The organism is Streptomyces sp. NPDC035033 (genome assembly GCF_040636735.1).
Lineage (GTDB): Bacteria > Actinomycetota > Actinomycetes > Streptomycetales > Streptomycetaceae > Streptomyces.
Genome location: NZ_JBEZUZ010000081.1, coordinates 22,328 through 38,260, shown reverse-complemented (window position 1 = coordinate 38,260; position 15,933 = coordinate 22,328). Strand labels below are relative to the sequence as shown.

Sequence of the window (15,933 nt, the reverse complement as noted above, 5' to 3'; positions counted from 1 at the left end):
GGCCCGGCCGGCGGCCCGCGCACCGCGCTGCCCGCCCGTGACGGCGCGCCGCAGGCCCCCCAGGCCCCGCAGCAGCCCCAGCCGGCCAACGCCCAGCTGGAGCAGACCGGTCAGCTTCCGCAGCTCCCCCAGCCGCAGCAGCCCGGCCCCGGCGCCGGTCTCATCGGCGGCGCGGCCAGCGCCATCCCGTCCCGCACGGACGTGTGGGGCGGCCGCCAGCAGGAGCCGCAGGCGCCCCAGGCCCCGCAGCAGCAGGACCCGCTGGGCGCCCCGAACGGCTTCCCGCGCGCCGAGCTGCCCGGCGGCAACCCCCAGCCGCAGCGCCCGCAGGCCGCGAGCTGGGGCAGCGACCCGGCCCAGCAGCCGGTGCGCCGCCCGCAGCAGGACATGACGCCGCTGGACGCCCCGCGCGGCCACGACGACCCGGAGACCACGGGCGCGTTCGCCGCGCCGGGCGCCCCGCAGGGCCCCGGTTCGACCGGCCAGTTCGCCCGCCCGGACTTCCAGGCGCCCCAGGCCCCGCAGTACCAGGACCCGGCGTCCACCGCGCAGTTCGCGCGCCCGGACTACGACGCTCCGCAGGGCCCCGGCTCCACGGGCCAGTTCCCGCGCCCGGACTTCGGTGCCCCTCAGGCCCCGCAGGGTCCCGGTTCGACCGGCCAGTTCCCGCGCCCGGACCTCGGCGCCCCGCAGGCGCCCCAGGCCCCGCAGTACCAGGACCGCCCGTCGTACGGCGGCCAGCCCTTCGTACCGCAGGCCCAGCAGCAGGCCCCGCAGGCCCCGGCCCCGCGCCGGCCCGCCGGCGACGACTTCGGCGCGCCCCAGCAGGGCGGGTTCCCGGGGGCTCCGCAGCAGCCCCGGCAGGCGGGCCCCCAGCAGGGCGGGCTCCCGCAGCAGCCCGGGCTCCAGCAGGCCGGGCCGCAGGCTCCGCGGCACGGCGCCCCGCAGGCGCCCGAGCCGCGTCAGCCGCAGCTCAGCCGGCCGCGCCGTCCGGAGGCCCTGCCGCCGGCGCCGGCCGCGGGCGACGGGCGCACCCCGCTCTTCGACACGCTGGAGACCAACTGGTTCCACCAGGACCAGGGTCAGCAGCAGGCCCCGGGCGGGCCCGCGCAGCGGACGCCCGAGGCCGAGCGGACCACGCAGACCCCGGTCGTGCAGCAGCCCGCCCCGGCGGGTCCGCGCCCGACCGGCGGTCCGGCGGCCGGTGACGGCGGCCGGACGGGCTCGGCCGCCTGGCGGCCCTCGCCCAACGACGACCTGGTGCGCCAGGCCGAGCGGGCGCGCAAGCCGTCCGCCGGCGGGGTCACCACCTCCGGTCTTCCGCGCCGTGTGCCGAAGGCCAACCTCGTACCCGGGACCGCCCAGGAGCAGGCCCACACGGCCGGCCCCCAGGTCTCGCGTGCACCCGACGACGTCCGCGGCCGGCTCACCAACCTGCGCCGCGGCATCCAGCAGGGCCGGCAGGCGGGCAACTCGACCACGGGTAGCTTCCACCTCGGTCCGAACCACCAGCAGGAGCGATAGTTGAGCGCGATGAGCCAGGCGGCGCAGAACCTGAACTGGTTGATCACCAACTTCGTGGACAACACCCCCGGGGTGTCGCACACGGTGGTGGTCTCCGCCGACGGTCTGCTCCTTGCCATGTCCGAAGGATTCCCCCGCGACCGTGCCGACCAGCTGGCGGCGGTCGCCTCCGGGCTCACCTCGCTGACCGCGGGCGCCTCCCGGATCTTCGAGGGCGGTCCCGTGGCACAGACCGTGGTGGAGATGGAGCGCGGCTTCCTCTTCCTCATGTCGGTCTCGGACGGTTCCTCGCTGGCCGTGCTCGCGCACCCGGAGTGCGACATCGGCCTCGTGGGCTACGAGATGGCGCTGCTGGTCGACCGGGCCGGCAGCGTCCTCACCCCGGATCTCCGCGCGGAGCTCCAGGGCAGCCTGCTGCACTAGCGGTCCCCACCCGCTCACGGCACCTGTCCCCCCGACGGGGCGGTACTCCCCCACACGTACCGCCCCCGGCACCGTTCAATCGTCCGGCCGCCCCATCCGGCCCCCCACCGGCCCCATCAGACGGCAGAGGTCTTGCTGTCACGCCCGGAGGATTCATGACCCCGCCCCCCGCCCATCACGATCCGTACGGTGGCTCGTCCCTGGACGACCCGTACGGTCATGAGGGCGACCAGCCGCTGGTCCGTCCCTACGCGATGACCGGCGGCCGGACCCGGCCGCGCTACCAGCTCGCCATCGAGGCGCTGGTCAGCACCACGGCCGACCCGGCGCACCTCGCCACGCTCCTCCCGGAGCACCAGCGCATCTGCCACCTGTGCCGTGAGGTCAAGTCGGTGGCCGAGGTGTCCGCCCTGCTGTCGATGCCGCTCGGCGTCGCCCGGATCCTCGTGGCCGACCTGGCCGAGGCGGGCATGGTGGCGATCCACCAGCCGGGCAACGGAGAAGCCGGCGGCACGCCGGACGTGACACTGCTCGAAAGGGTGCTCAGTGGACTTCGCAAGCTCTAACGGCGGTGCCGCCAGATCGACCACCAGCGCGAAGATCGTGGTGGCCGGTGGCTTCGGCGTGGGCAAGACCACGTTCGTCGGCGCCGTCTCGGAGATCAACCCGCTGCGCACCGAGGCCGTGATGACCGCGGCCTCCGCCGGGATCGACGACCTGACCCACACCGGTGGCAAGACCACCACCACGGTGGCGATGGACTTCGGCCGCATCACGCTCGACCAGGACCTGATCCTGTACCTCTTCGGTACCCCCGGTCAGGACCGCTTCTGGTTCATGTGGGACGACCTCGTCCGCGGCGCCATCGGCGCCGTCGTCCTCGTCGACACCCGCCGCCTCGCCGACTGCTTCCCCGCCGTCGACTACTTCGAGAACAGCGGCCTCCCCTTCGTCATCGCCCTCAACGGCTTCGACGGAAACCAGCCCTACACCCCCGACGAGGTCCGCGAGGCCCTCCAGATCGGCCCCGACGCCCCCATCATCACCACCGACGCCCGCCACCGCGCGGACGCCAAGAGCGCGCTCATCACCCTCGTCGAGCACGCCCTCATGGCCCGCCTCAAGTAGGGGTCCCACCAGGGCAGTTGTCATATGCCCCCGGGCCGGCGCGGCCTGCGCCGGGCTGTGTCCTTCGACACGGGCCGGTGCGGGCTTCATAACATTTCGACAGAGAATTCGGGCGCCCCGGACACCCGACGCATCCGATCGGTGTCACTGCGCTCACATGAGCCCCGCCATTTGGCGGGGCTCGTTCTTTATGCCCGTTTTATGCGAGGCGTGGACCACGGGAAGCGGCCCCGTCCCACTGTTTGGAACCGACCCCCTTCACGTGCTGCAATTCATGAACTCCCGAGTAGTACGGCCCTGAACGAAACACCGGCACGACGTAGGTGCCGACGCCGAGAGGTTGTTGGTCGAGTGAGGCGCAGCATGGATGGCTCCGCGGAGCAGGAGGCGCGGGGCAACTTCACCCCGCCGTCGCGCGGCGCGGTGTCGCCCGCGGACGTACCGGTGACGCCCCCTCCCGCCCCCGCTCCCCGGGGCAGCTCCAGCAAGCTGTCCCCGCGCAACTGGCGCGTGCCCACCCGGCTGAACGCGATCCTCCTCATACCCGTGCTCGTCGGCCTCGTCATGGGCGGCTTCCAGGTGAAGGGGGCCATCGACACCTGGCAGGAGGCGCAGGACGCCGAGAAGACGGCGCTCATCGTGCGCGCCGCCTCGGAGTACTCCACCGCCCTCCTCAACGAGCGCGACCTGACGGCCGCCCCGCTGCTCTCCGGCAAGGACCGCGCGGGCGAGGAGATCACCAAGGCGTACGCGGCCACCGACGCGGCCCGCGCCGCGTTCGACAAGGCCGTCGAGAACATGCCCTCGGGCCAGGGCCTCGAACGGCGTCTGCAGACGTTCAAGAACGAGGAGCCCAAGCTCGCGGCGCTCCGCAAGAACGCCTACACGGCCGCGCTCGACCCGGTGAACACCCAGCTCGGCTACACCGGCGTCCAGCACTACCTCATGGAGTTCTCCAACGAGCTCGGCCTGGGCACCGGCAACATCACCAGCTACGGCCGGACCGTCTACGCGATCCAGCTCTCCAAGGGCGCCGAGTCGCTCCAGCGCTCCATCGGCACCCAGCTGCTCGTCCGGCCCAGCGCCAAGGACAGCGTCTTCGCCCAGCAGTCCGTCGCCTTCAACTCGTACAACTACCTGGAGCAGATCGCCCTCGGCGAGTACAACTCCGGTGGCACCGTCGAGGACGTCGAGCGCCTGAAGAAGGTCATGGGCGACAGGGCCGCCGAGGGCGAGAAGCGGCTGGAGACCGCCGGCCTCTCCCTGCCCAAGGGCAAGGACGGCTCGGTCTACTCCGGCGTGGCGGGCGCGATCGGCACCGCCCAGGACGCCGACGCGATCAAGGCCCTCGCGGCCAAGGGGATCAACGCCGAGACCTGGATGGCGATCGCCACCTCCAAGTTCGAGGGCTACAGCGAGGTCGAGAAGGTCCTCGTCGACAAGGCCGTGGCCGAGGCCGCCGAGATCTCCGACGACGCCAAGACGGACGCCTGGGTCATCGGCGCCGTCGTCGTCGTCGCCCTGCTCGCCGCCTTCGTCCTGGCCGGGATGATGGCCCGCCAGATGAGCCGCTCGATGCGCGAGCTGCGCACCGCCGCCTTCGGCATCGCCGAGCAGCGCCTGCCGATGCTGGTCGACCAGCTCTCCCGCACCGAGCCGGGCCGGGTCGACACCCGCGTCCAGCCCATCCCGATCGACTCGCAGGACGAGATCGGCGAGGTCGCCCGCGCCTTCGACCAGGTCCACCGCGAGGCCGTGCGGCTCGCCGCCGAGCAGGCCATGCTCCGCGGCAACGTCAACGCGATCTTCACCAACCTCTCGCGCCGCAACCAGTCGCTGATCGAGGGCCAGCTGACCCTCATCACCGACCTGGAGAACAACGAGGCCGACCCGGACCAGCTGGAGAACCTCTTCAAGCTGGACCACCTGGCCACCCGCATGCGCCGCAACGGCGAGAACCTCCTCGTCCTCGCCGGCGAGGAGCCGGGCCGCCGCTGGGACCAGCCGGTCCCGCTGGTCGACGTGCTGCGCGCCGCCTCCTCCGAGGTGGAGCAGTACGAGCGCATCGAGATCGCCGGCGTGCCGGAGGCCGACATCCACGGCCAGGCCGTGACCGACCTCGTGCACCTGCTCGCCGAGCTCCTGGAGAACGCCACCACGTTCTCCTCCCCGCAGACCAAGGTCCGCGTCACCGCGACCCGTCTCCCCGACGGCCGCGTGATGGTCGAGATCCACGACAAGGGCATCGGCCTCACCGCCGAGGACTTCGCGGACATCAACCACAAGCTGGCCAATCCGCCGACGGTGGACGCCGCCGTCTCCCAGCGCATGGGCCTGTTCGTGGTCGGCCGGCTCTCCGACCGCCACGGCATCCGGGTCCAGCTCCGCCCCTCGGGCGAGCAGGCGGGCACCACCTCGCTGATCATGCTGCCGGACGCGATCACCCACGGTGGCGGTGGCGAGCAGCCGGTCCAGGACGACTTCACCGTCTCCCAGATCATCCCGCAGCAGCAGGGCGGCTTCGAGGCCGCCGCGGCCCCGATGCGCACCGCGGCCGAGCTCGGCTTCGACGACTCGCGCTACGAGCAGCAGGGCGAGGGCCGTCCGCTGGACCCGGTCAACCGCTCGCTGCTGCGCGAGGAGCGCCGCGCGGCCCTGGAGGCCCAGGTCCACCAGGGCGGCGACCGCCCGTCCTTCCAGGACGAGGCGGAGCAGGGCCAGGAGTACGGCGCCGAGTACGGCCAGGAGCAGGGCTACGGCCAGGAGTACGCCTCCGGGTACGAGCGGCAGGGCCAGGAGTACGGCCAGGAGCAGGCCCAGGAGTACGGCGCCGAGTACGGCCAGGAGTACGCCCAGGGCTACGAGCAGCAGCCGCAGGACGGCTACGGCTACCCGCAGCAGCAGGGCTACGAGGGGTACGACCAGCAGCCCGGCGGGTACCCGCAGCAGGCGTATGCGGAAGCGGCGTACGGCGCCCAGGAGACGGCCCACGCCGGTTACGATCAGGCGTTCGAAGGCCAGTCCCACCAGGGCGAGTGGCCTGAGCAGAGCTCCTACCAGGGCGCTTTCGACCAGGGTTACCGGCCGGAATCGGAATCTTCGCCGGCCGCTCCCGAACAGGGCCGTGAGCGCGTAGGCTTCGACCGTCCGGCTCCGGCTCCGAGTCCCGCTCCGGACGCCGGCCAGGCACTGACCGACGCCGGTCTGCCGCGCCGCGGCGGTGCCGCCCCGCAGGCGCCCCGGGCGCAGCGGCCCGTGCCGCCGGCCCAGCCCGCGCAGCCGGCGGGGCAGGACGAGAAGAGCGAGAACGACGGCTCCGACGAATGGCGCTCGGCCAATGACGAGCGCTGGGAGCAGGCCAAGAAGCTCCGCGAGCCGAAGGCGGGCGGGGTCACTCCGTCCGGCCTCCCCCGGCGCGTCCCCAAGGCCAACCTGGTCGAGGGCACCGCGGAGCAGACCCCGCAGGGCGGCCCCCAGGTCTCCCGCGCACCCGAGGACGTGCGGGGCAGGTTGAGCAACCTGCGCCGGGGCGTCCAGCAGGGACGCACCGCGGGAACGGACACGAACGGATCGGGCCTCGGCCCGGGCAGTACCTACAACCAGGAGCGTTAGTGTGAGCATGAGCCAGGCGGCGCAGAATCTGAACTGGTTGATCACCAACTTCGTGGACAACACCCCCGGGGTGTCGCACACGGTGGTGGTCTCCGCCGACGGACTCCTGCTGGCGATGTCCGAGGGGTTCCCCCGCGACCGTGCCGACCAGCTGGCGGCGGTCGCCTCCGGGCTGACCTCGCTGACCGCTGGCGCGTCCCGGATCTTCGAGGGCGGCGCGGTCAACCAGACCGTGGTGGAGATGGAGCGCGGCTTCCTCTTCATCATGTCGATCTCGGACGGTTCCTCGCTGGCCGTCCTCGCCCACCCGGAGTCCGACATCGGCCTCGTGGGCTACGAGATGGCCCTGCTGGTGGACCGCGCGGGTTCCGTCCTCACCCCGGACCTGCGGGCGGAGCTCCAGGGAAGTCTTCTCAACTAACAGACACACAGTGCGTTTCACGTCACCGCACCGTTAGGGTGCGGTGACGCGGTCCAAGGGACACGGGCCGCGAGGCAGTCGGAGGAGGAGACGTGGGAACACCCCCGGGGGCGAACCCCTACAACGGTTTCGACGCGCATCAGGCGCCGCTCGGCGACACCGCGCAGAACCGGTACAACTTCCCTTCCGCACCCAGCAGACAGGGCGTCCCCCAGGGCTACGGGCAGCCGCAGGCGCAGCCCGAGGCCCCGGCCCCGCGCGTCCCGCGGGCCGCGGCGGGCGCGGGCGGCGGGCACAACCCGCTCGTGCGTCCCTACGCGATGACCGGTGGCCGGACCCGGCCGCGCTACCAGCTCGCCATCGAGGCGCTGGTCAGCACCACGGCCGATCCGGCCCGGCTGCAGGGGCAGTTGCCCGAGCACCAGCGGATCTGCCGGCTGTGCTTCGAGATCAAGTCGGTCGCGGAGATCTCGGCCCTTCTCTCCATCCCCCTCGGCGTTGCCCGGATCCTCGTCGCCGACCTGGCCGAGGCCGGACTTGTCGCCATCCACCAGCCCGGCGGCGACGAGGCCGCCGGCGGTCAGCCAGACGTGACACTGCTCGAAAGGGTGCTCAGTGGACTTCGCAAGCTCTAGCGGCGGTGCGGCCCGTTCTACCACCAGCGCGAAGATCGTGGTGGCGGGCGGCTTCGGCGTGGGCAAGACCACGTTCGTCGGCGCCGTCTCGGAGATCAACCCGCTGCGTACCGAGGCCGTCATGACGTCCGCGTCCGCGGGCATCGACGACCTCACGCACACCGGCGACAAGACGACGACGACTGTCGCCATGGACTTCGGCCGCATCACGCTCGACCAGGACCTGATCCTGTACCTCTTCGGTACCCCCGGTCAGGACCGCTTCTGGTTCATGTGGGACGACCTCGTCCGCGGCGCCATCGGCGCCGTCGTCCTCGTCGACACCCGCCGCCTCGCCGACTGCTTCCCCGCCGTCGACTACTTCGAGAACAGCGGCCTCCCCTTCGTCATCGCCCTCAACGGCTTCGACGGAAACCAGCCCTACACCCCCGACGAGGTCCGCGAGGCCCTCCAGATCGGCCCCGACACCCCCATCATCACCACCGACGCCCGCCACCGCGCGGACGCCAAGAGCGCGCTCATCACCCTCGTCGAGCATGCCCTCATGGCCCGCCTGCGGTAACCGTCCCGCCGGGCTCGTCGGTGACAGCGCCACGCGAAAGGGCCCCCGCTCCTCGAAGGAGCGGGGGCCCTTTCCGTACGCCGGGGGCGTCAGCGCCAGCTGTGCGGGGCGCGGAAGCCGTTCTCGCGCTCCAGGCGGCGCCAGCCGGCCGCGGTGCGGCCGCGGTGGGCGGCGGCCGGCTCGGGCTGGGCGGCGGCGCGGGCGAGCAGGACCGCGGTGATGGCGGCCAGCTCCTCGGGGTCGGCGTGGCCCTTCTCGACGCGGAGAAGGTTGGCTGTGGCAGGCGTGGTCACTTCGGTGGACTCCTTGCTGAAGTCTTACTGCGGCGGGTTGCCGTGCTTGCGGGACGGCAGGTCGGCGTGCTTGGTGCGGAGCATGGCGAGGGACCGGATGAGCACCTGGCGGGTGTCGGCGGGGTCGATGACGTCATCGACGAGACCGCGCTCGGCCGCGTAGTACGGGTGCATCAGCTCGGCCTTGTACTCCTTGACCATGCGGGCGCGCATGGCCTCGGGGTCCTCGGCCTCGGCGATCTGCTTGCGGAAGATCACGTTGGCGGCGCCCTCGGCGCCCATGACCGCGATCTCGTTGGTGGGCCAGGCGTACGTCAGGTCGGCGCCGATCGACTGGGAGTCCATGACGATGTACGCGCCGCCGTACGCCTTGCGCAGGATCAGCGAGATCCGGGGCACGGTCGCGTTGCAGTACGCGTACAGCAGCTTCGCGCCGTGGCGGATGATTCCACCGTGCTCCTGGTCGACGCCGGGCAGGAAGCCGGGGACGTCCAGAAGGGTGATGATCGGGATGTTGAAGGCGTCGCACATCTGGACGAAGCGCGCGGCCTTCTCGGAGGCCTCGATGTCGAGGACGCCGGCGAGGGACTGCGGCTGGTTGGCGACGATGCCGACGACCTGGCCGTCGAGGCGGGCCATCGCGCAGATGATGTTGCGCGCCCAGCGCTCGTGGATCTCCAGGAAGTCGCCGTCGTCGACGAGCTCCTCGATGACCTTGTGCATGTCGTACGGGCGGTTGCCGTCGGCGGGCACCAGGTCGAGCAGGACGTCGGAGCGCCGGTCGGCCGGGTCCTCGGAGGCGACGGCCGGCGGGTTCTCGCGGTTGTTCTGCGGGAGCATCGACAGGAGGTAGCGGACCTCGGCGATGCAGGTCTCCTCGTCGTCGTACGCGAAGTGCGCGACGCCGGAGGTCTCGGCGTGCACGTCGGCGCCGCCGAGGCCGTTCTGGGTGATCTCCTCGCCGGTGACCGCCTTGACGACGTCCGGGCCGGTGATGAACATCTGCGAGGTCTCGCGGACCATGAAGACGAAGTCCGTGAGGGCGGGGCTGTAGGCGGCGCCGCCGGCGCACGGGCCGAGCATCACGCTGATCTGCGGGATGACGCCGGACGCCTTGGTGTTGCGCTGGAAGATGCCGCCGTAGCCGGCGAGGGCGGAGACGCCCTCCTGGATGCGGGCGCCGGCGCCGTCGTTGAGGGAGACCAGCGGGGCACCGGCCGCGATGGCCATGTCCATGATCTTGTGGATCTTGGTGGCGTGGGCCTCGCCGAGGGCGCCGCCGAAGATCCGGAAGTCGTGGGCGTAGACGAAGACCGTGCGGCCCTCGACGGTGCCCCAGCCGGTGATGACGCCGTCGGTGTAGGGCTTCTTGGCCTCCAGGCCGAAGCCCTGCGCGCGGTGCCGGCGCAGCTGCTCGACCTCGTTGAAGGAACCCGGGTCGAGGAGCAGCTCGATGCGCTCCCGCGCGGTCAGCTTGCCCTTCGCGTGCTGGGCCTCGGTCGCGCGCTCGCTGGGACCGGCCAGCGCCTGCTCGCGCAGGACGTGCAGTTCGGCGACGCGGCCACGTGCGTCGGTGGGCTCGCTCGGGATCTCGTCGACAAGGGTCATGTACCGACCCTACGAAGTCGACCAAGAAAACCCCGCCGTCGACTCCGTACAGTCTCGCGTGTCGATTCCTGGTGGGGACGGACAGAACCGGGGGGACTACGGAGCGAGTCCACAGCCTGACACCCCCTTTGATTGTGGGATTCCCATAAAAAGCGGAGCCGCACTGCGCTGTTCGGGCGAACCTTTCCGAGAGATGTTGAATGTTGAACGGAATGGGGCTACAGTCGTTCTCGTTGAAGGTTCAACAACACCCCCCGACAAGGAGCACACCATGGGTCTCTTCGGCCGCAAGAACAACGAGGTCGCCACCGCCACCGCCACCCTCCCCGTGGACCCCGCCCTGGCCGCCCTGACCGGCGAGTACACCATCGACCCGGCGCACAGCAGCATCGGCTTCACCGTCCGCCACGCCATGGTCACCAACGTCCGCGGCTCCTTCGCCGAGCACGAGGGCACGCTGCGGCTGGACGGCACCGACCCGGCCGCCTCCACCGCCTCCATCGACGTCAAGATCGCCTCCGTCGACACCGGCATCGGGGACCGCGACAACCACCTGCGCGGCGGCGACTTCTTCGACGCCGAGCGGTTCCCCCTGATGACCTTCCGCTCCACCGAGGCGGCGCAGCTCGGCGGCGACAAGTACCGGATCACCGGCGACCTGACCATCAAGGACGTCACCAGGCCGCTCTCCATCGACCTGGAGTTCAACGGCGCCGCCACGGACGTCTACGGCAACGAGCGCGTCGGCTTCGAGGGCTCCGCCGAGATCCTCCGCTCCGAGTGGGGCCTCACCTGGAACGCGGCCCTGGAGACCGGCGGCGTCATGGTCAGCGACAAGGTCAAGCTGAACTTCGACATCTCCGCCGTCAAGAACGCCGCCTGACGCCCGCGCCGTCCGGCCCCGCCCGGTCCGACGGCCCCCCGAGCGCGCCCGCCCTCCGCTTCCCCCCGCGGACGGCGGGCGCTCGGCGTCCACGGGGCGAAGTACGAGAACGACGCGGCCGGCCGCCCCCTCGACGGTACCGCCGGTCCGGCGGGGGCGTCAGAAGCCTCCGCCGCCGTCGAAGCCGCCGCCCCCGCCGAAGTCGCCGCCGCCCCCGAAGTCCCCGCCGCCGAAGTCGCCCCCGCCGAAGTCCCCGCCCCCGAAGTCGCCGCCGGCGTCGCCGTCCTGGAAGTCGGGGCCGCCGTACTCGGTGGCGTAGGCGGGGGTGGAGAGGGCGGAGCCGAGGAGGGTGCCCACGAGGAGGCCGGGCAGGAGGCCGCCGCCGAAGTAGCCGCCCGCCCAGGGGCCGTAGGCGGGTCCGGCCTCCCAGTAGGGGCGGCGGCCGGTCTCGGTCTCGACGGTGCGGGCCCGCGGGTCCTCGCCGTCGTCCAGGCGGGCCGCGTCGGCCGCGCAGACCGGGACCTGGCGGGCCGCCCCGCCGGCCGGGGTCCAGGTGCGGTCCTCGGTCGAGGGGCCGTGGCGCGGGTCGAAGAAGCACGGCGGCCGGCGCTCGGGCAGCGGGCGGGAGGCGCGGCGGGCGTCGAGCACCGCCAGCGCGTAGCGCCCGTCCTCCAGGGCCTGGGTCACCCCGCGGACGTCGTGCGGCCGGGTCGCCGAGCCCATCAGGGCCTTCGCCCGGTCGTAGGAGTCGAGGGCCCGTTCGTAGTCGGCGCGCATCGCCTCGTCGGCACCGGCCTCGGCGGGGTGGAAGTCGAGCCGCTCCAGCTCCTCGCCGAAGGCGGTGATGTCCTCGTCGACGACGACCCGGAGCTTCTCCAGGGCGGCCCGCTCCTCGGCCTCCTTGCGCCTGCGCCGGCCGCGCACCACCGCGTAGGCGCCCGCGCCGCCGACGGCGGCGACCGCGCCGAGGGTGACCAGGCCGGCGACCGGGACGCCGGAGTCGGAGCCGCCCGCCCAGGCGTCCGGCGCGGAGCCGCGCATCGCGGGGAGGGCCTGGTCGGCGAAGGCGTTCAGCTCGGTGGCGGCGTCGGTGCCGGGACGGGTGACGGCGGCGACCATGTTGTCCACCGCGGCCGGCGACAGCACCCGGCTGTCGGCCTTCGCGTCGAACCGGTCGCCGAGCCGCACCGCGTACACCCCGGCGAGGCCCGTCTGCTCCCGCAGGTTGTCGATGAGCCCCTGCGGCGGGTACTCCGCGCCCTCCGGCAGCACCGCCACGAAGAGCGGTTTGTCCGCGTCCTCGATCTTCTCCGCGAGGGCGGCCGCGTCCGCCGTGGAGAGCTGGCCGGCCGCGCCCGGGTCGACGTAGACCGGGCCCTGTCTCAGCGCGGCCCCCGCGTCGGGGACGCCCGTGGCCCTGGCCCCCGCCGACGCGGGGGCCAGGGCCAGGAGCAGCAGGAGGATCAGCCCGCCGAGGGCCGACCACACCGGAATCGCCCTGGTCCTCATGGTTCGAAATTACCCGAACAGGATCGAACTAGACATACCGGGCGGAACCTGTCATTCGGCGGGGTCCACCCCCGCGCGCAGCAGGCCGTAGGTGAAGGCGTCCTCCAGGGCCTGCCAGGAGGCCGCGATCACGTTCTCGCCGACGCCGACGGTCGACCACTCGGCGTTGCCGTCGCTCGTGGTGATGAGGACGCGGGTGGTGGACTCGGTGCCGTGCCGGCCTTCGAGGATGCGGACCTTGTAGTCGACCAGCTCGAACTTGGCGAGCTGCGGGTAGATCCGCTCCAGGGCGACCCGCAGGGCGCGGTCGAGGGCGTTGACCGGGCCGTTGCCCTCGGCGGTGGCGAGCATCCGCTCGCCCTTGGCCCACAGCTTGACGGTGGCCTCGTTGGCGTGGGTGCCGTCGGGGCGGTTCTCGGTGATCGCCCGCCAGGACTCGGTGCGGAAGTAGCGGCGGGCCCGGCCCTCCGCCTCGGCGCGCAGCAGCAGCTCGAAGGAGGCGTCGGCGGCCTCGTAGGTGTAGCCCTGGAGCTCGCGCTCCTTGACCCGCTCGACCACCCGGGCGACCAGCGCGCGGTCGCCGCCGAGGTCGACGCCGAGCTCCTTGCCCTTGAGCTCGATGGAGGCGCGGCCGGCCATGTCGGAGACGAGCATCCGCATGGTGTTGCCGACCAGCTCGGGGTCGATGTGCTGGTAGAGGTCGGGGTCGACCTTGATGGCGGAGGCGTGCAGGCCGGCCTTGTGGGCGAAGGCGGAGACGCCGACGTACGGCTGGTGGGTGGAGGGGGTGAGGTTGACGACCTCGGCGATGGCGTGCGAGATGCGGGTCATCTCGGCGAGGGCGCCGTCGGGCAGCACCTTCTTGCCGTACTTGAGCTCCAGGGCGGCGACGACCGGGAAGAGGTTGGCGTTGCCGACCCGCTCGCCGTAGCCGTTGGCGGTGCACTGCACGTGGGTGGCGCCCGCGTCGACGGCGGCGAGGGTGTTGGCGACGGCGCAGCCGGTGTCGTCCTGGGCGTGGATGCCGAGCCGGGCGCCGGTGTCGGCGAGGACGGTGGCGACGACGGCCTGGATCTGGGCGGGGAGCATGCCGCCGTTGGTGTCGCAGAGGACGACGACGTCGGCGCCGGCCTCGTGCGCGGCGCGGACGACGGCCTTGGCGTAGTCGGGGTTCGCCTTGTAGCCGTCGAAGAAGTGCTCGCAGTCGACGAAGACCCGGCGGCCCTGGGCGACCAGGTGGGAGACGGTGTCGCGGACCATCTCCAGGTTCTCGTCGAGGGTGGTGCGCAGGGCCAGTTCGACGTGCCGGTCGTGGGACTTGGCCACCAGGGTGATCACCGGGGCGCCGGAGTCGAGGAGCGCCTTGACCTGCGGGTCGTCGGCGGCGGTGCCGCCGGCCCGGCGGGTGGCGCCGAAGGCGACGAGCCGCGCGTTCTTGAAGCTGATCTCCTGGCGGGCGCGGGCGAAGAACTCGGTGTCCCGCGGGTTGGCGCCGGGCCAGCCGCCCTCGATGAAGCCGACACCGAACTCGTCGAGGTGCCGGGCGATGGTCAGCTTGTCCGCGACGGTGAGGTTGATGCCCTCGCGCTGGGCTCCGTCGCGGAGCGTCGTGTCGAAGACGTGGAAGCTGTCGTCGGCCGGGCCGGCGCCCGGGCGGGGGTTCTCGCCGCTCTCGGTGGTCATGACTGTGTTGGCTCCTGTCGGATGTGGCTCCGGAAGGTCTGGATCCACTTGCCCCCATTCTCACGCGTGGTCCGTCTCCGGCGTGGATGGGGCCGGAAAACGAAAAAACCCCTCGCGGGTGCGAGAGGTCTGCGCGCGGGTCTGGGGCACGGTGGCCGCCGTTCCGGGGGTGGGGTCCCGGGGGTCAGCGGTCACTGCGGACCGGCGCGCCGCTGCCGATAATCATCGTGGTAGCGAGCACGCCCGCAGTCTGCCACAGGCCCGCGCGGTTCAGGACGCGGATCTCACGATGCGGAATCCAGGGCGTCCTCCTTCCGGGTGGCCGGTACGGCGCCGGGGGCGGGCGCGGCGGCCCCGACCCGGCCGAGGTCGATGTCGCGGGTCTCCCGCATGGTGAGGTAGACGACCAGCGAGACGGCCGCGCAGCCCGCCACGTACCAGTAGTAGCCGGACTCGGCCCCGGAGTCCTTGAACCACAGGGCCACGTACTCCGCCGTGCCGCCGAAGAGGGCGTTGGCGATCGCGTAGGGCAGGGCGACGCCGAGGGCGCGGATGCCGGTCGGGAAGAGCTCGGCCTTCACGCAGGCGTTGATCGAGGTGTAGCCGGTGACGACGACCAGGGCGAGCAGGGCGAGCCCGAGGGCGGGCCAGAAGGAGCCCGCGTGCTTCAGCATCGTCATGATCGGCACGGTGAGGAGGGTCGAGCCGATCGCGAAGGTGATGAGCAGGGGGCGGCGGCCGATCCGGTCCGAGAGCCGGCCGGCGAGCGGCTGGAGGCAGGCGAAGACGATCAGGGCGCAGAAGGAGACCAGGGTGGCGGTCTGCTTGGGCAGCCCGGCGCTGTTGGAGAGGTACTTGGTCAGGTAGGTGGTGTACGTGTAGTAGGCCACCGTGCCGCCCATGGTGAGCGCGACGACGAGGAAGGCCTCGCGCCGGTGCGCCCACAGGGCCTTGAGGGTGCCCTTCTCGCCGCTCCCGACGCCGTCGTCGGCGGTCTCCTCGTACACCTCGGTCTCCAGCATGTTGCGGCGCAGGTAGAAGACCACGGCCGCGCCGAGGGCGCCGACGACGAAGGGGATGCGCCAGCCCCAGCTGTGCAGGGCCTCGGTGGACATGGTCCGCTGGAGGACGATCTGGAGGCCGAGGCCGAGGATCTGGCCGGCGGTCATCGACACGTACTGGAAGCTGGAGGCGAAGCCGCGGTGCCGCGGGGCGGACGCCTCGGTGAGGTAGGTGGCGCTGGCGGCGTACTCGCCGCCGACGGAGAGGCCCTGGAGGAGCCGGGCGACGAGGAGGACGGCGGCGCCGCCGTAGCCGGCGACGGCGTAGGTGGGGGCGACGGCGATGAGGACCGCGGAGGCGGACATCAGCGTCACGGTGAGGGTGAGGGCCGCCTTGCGGCCCTTGCGGTCACCGACCCGGCCGAGCAGCCAGCCGCCGACCGGGCGCATGAAGAAGCCGACGGCGAAGATGCCGGCGGTGTTCATGAGCTTGGCGGTGTCGTTCCCCTCGGGGAAGAACGCCCCCGCGAAGTAGGTGGCGAAGCTCGCGTACACGAACCAGTCGAACCACTCGACCATGTTGCCGGCCGAACCGACCCAGATCTTCTTCCAGTGCTCTCGTCCCATGGCGTGGAACCGTGCCGGAGCCGC

Annotated in this window: 13 protein-coding genes and 1 pseudogene; 9 read left to right on the top strand and 5 right to left on the bottom strand. The window is 72.2% G+C overall.

Annotation, left to right across the window (positions count from 1 at the left end; translation table 11 throughout):
* From AB0E83_RS27260 to AB0E83_RS27225, 8 genes and pseudogenes are all read left to right on the top strand, one after another.
* A pseudogene (locus tag AB0E83_RS27260) lies at positions 1-1,524 on the top strand (histidine kinase); the annotation flags it as partial.
* 9 nt (positions 1,525-1,533) lie between these two features.
* The gene (locus tag AB0E83_RS27255; protein WP_030496942.1) at positions 1,534-1,947 is read left to right on the top strand and encodes a roadblock/LC7 domain-containing protein; all 414 of its coding nucleotides are present in this window, start codon (positions 1,534-1,536) and stop codon (positions 1,945-1,947) included.
* A gap of 155 nt (positions 1,948-2,102) precedes the next feature.
* Complete coding sequence (locus AB0E83_RS27250) at positions 2,103-2,513, top strand: DUF742 domain-containing protein (RefSeq protein ID WP_362117215.1); 411 nt, start codon at positions 2,103-2,105, stop codon at positions 2,511-2,513.
* A complete protein-coding gene (locus AB0E83_RS27245; RefSeq protein WP_362117212.1) occupies positions 2,494-3,075 on the top strand; it encodes an ATP/GTP-binding protein in 582 nt (193 codons plus the stop codon). Before AB0E83_RS27250 ends, AB0E83_RS27245 begins: the two co-directional genes overlap by 20 nt.
* A gap of 351 nt (positions 3,076-3,426) precedes the next feature.
* Positions 3,427-6,687, top strand: coding sequence for a nitrate- and nitrite sensing domain-containing protein (locus AB0E83_RS27240; protein ID WP_362117209.1), 3,261 nt, complete (start codon positions 3,427-3,429; stop codon positions 6,685-6,687).
* Between the two features lie 7 nt (positions 6,688-6,694).
* A complete protein-coding gene (locus AB0E83_RS27235; protein ID WP_128978734.1) occupies positions 6,695-7,108 on the top strand; it encodes a roadblock/LC7 domain-containing protein in 414 nt (137 codons plus the stop codon).
* A gap of 92 nt (positions 7,109-7,200) precedes the next feature.
* Positions 7,201-7,743, top strand: a complete 543-nt coding sequence (locus AB0E83_RS27230) for a DUF742 domain-containing protein (protein ID WP_362117206.1) — start codon at positions 7,201-7,203, stop codon at positions 7,741-7,743.
* A complete protein-coding gene (locus tag AB0E83_RS27225; protein ID WP_282693957.1) occupies positions 7,724-8,305 on the top strand; it encodes an ATP/GTP-binding protein in 582 nt (193 codons plus the stop codon). The genes AB0E83_RS27230 and AB0E83_RS27225 overlap by 20 nt, the downstream gene beginning before the upstream one ends.
* Before the next feature lie 89 nt (positions 8,306-8,394).
* Here AB0E83_RS27225 and AB0E83_RS27220 read toward each other — a convergent pair whose 3' ends face one another.
* Together AB0E83_RS27220 and AB0E83_RS27215 are read right to left on the bottom strand one after the other, a co-directional pair.
* Entirely contained in the window at positions 8,395-8,598 is a 204-nt protein-coding gene (locus AB0E83_RS27220) for an acyl-CoA carboxylase subunit epsilon (RefSeq protein ID WP_362117203.1), read from the bottom strand.
* A gap of 24 nt (positions 8,599-8,622) precedes the next feature.
* Positions 8,623-10,206 carry an acyl-CoA carboxylase subunit beta gene (locus AB0E83_RS27215; RefSeq protein WP_362117200.1) on the bottom strand — a complete coding sequence of 528 codons (1,584 nt, stop codon included), beginning with the start codon at positions 10,204-10,206 and terminating at the stop codon, positions 8,623-8,625.
* A gap of 271 nt (positions 10,207-10,477) precedes the next feature.
* On the opposite strand from AB0E83_RS27215, the gene AB0E83_RS27210 reads away from it, so the two are divergent.
* Positions 10,478-11,089 carry a YceI family protein gene (locus AB0E83_RS27210; protein ID WP_362117197.1) on the top strand — a complete coding sequence of 204 codons (612 nt, stop codon included), beginning with the start codon at positions 10,478-10,480 and terminating at the stop codon, positions 11,087-11,089.
* A 159-nt stretch (positions 11,090-11,248) separates the two neighbouring features.
* Here the strand turns inward: AB0E83_RS27210 and AB0E83_RS27205 are convergent, their stop codons facing one another.
* From AB0E83_RS27205 to AB0E83_RS27195, 3 genes are all read right to left on the bottom strand, one after another.
* A complete protein-coding gene (locus AB0E83_RS27205; protein WP_362117195.1) occupies positions 11,249-12,598 on the bottom strand; it encodes a hypothetical protein in 1,350 nt (449 codons plus the stop codon).
* Between the two features lie 51 nt (positions 12,599-12,649).
* Positions 12,650-14,281: a citramalate synthase gene (gene cimA, locus AB0E83_RS27200; protein WP_362117192.1), complete on the bottom strand. Its 1,632-nt coding sequence runs from the start codon at positions 14,279-14,281 to the stop codon at positions 12,650-12,652.
* A 284-nt stretch (positions 14,282-14,565) separates the two neighbouring features.
* A complete protein-coding gene (locus AB0E83_RS27195; protein WP_362117189.1) occupies positions 14,566-15,909 on the bottom strand; it encodes an MFS transporter in 1,344 nt (447 codons plus the stop codon).
* Positions 15,910-15,933: the final 24 nt, after the last annotated feature.

Excerpts from the sequence above, each read along its gene's own strand:
- AB0E83_RS27210 (WP_362117197.1), top strand. The coding sequence starts at position 10,478 with ATGGGTCTCTTCGGCCGCAAGAACAACGAGGTCGCCACCGCCACCGCC.
- AB0E83_RS27205 (WP_362117195.1), bottom strand. The coding sequence starts at position 12,598 with ATGAGGACCAGGGCGATTCCGGTGTGGTCGGCCCTCGGCGGGCTGATC.
- AB0E83_RS27250 (WP_362117215.1), top strand. The coding sequence starts at position 2,103 with ATGACCCCGCCCCCCGCCCATCACGATCCGTACGGTGGCTCGTCCCTG.
- AB0E83_RS27255 (WP_030496942.1), top strand. The coding sequence starts at position 1,534 with ATGAGCCAGGCGGCGCAGAACCTGAACTGGTTGATCACCAACTTCGTG.
- AB0E83_RS27215 (WP_362117200.1), bottom strand. The coding sequence starts at position 10,206 with ATGACCCTTGTCGACGAGATCCCGAGCGAGCCCACCGACGCACGTGGC.
- cimA (WP_362117192.1), bottom strand. The coding sequence starts at position 14,281 with ATGACCACCGAGAGCGGCGAGAACCCCCGCCCGGGCGCCGGCCCGGCC.
- AB0E83_RS27195 (WP_362117189.1), bottom strand. The coding sequence starts at position 15,909 with ATGGGACGAGAGCACTGGAAGAAGATCTGGGTCGGTTCGGCCGGCAAC.
- AB0E83_RS27235 (WP_128978734.1), top strand. The coding sequence starts at position 6,695 with ATGAGCCAGGCGGCGCAGAATCTGAACTGGTTGATCACCAACTTCGTG.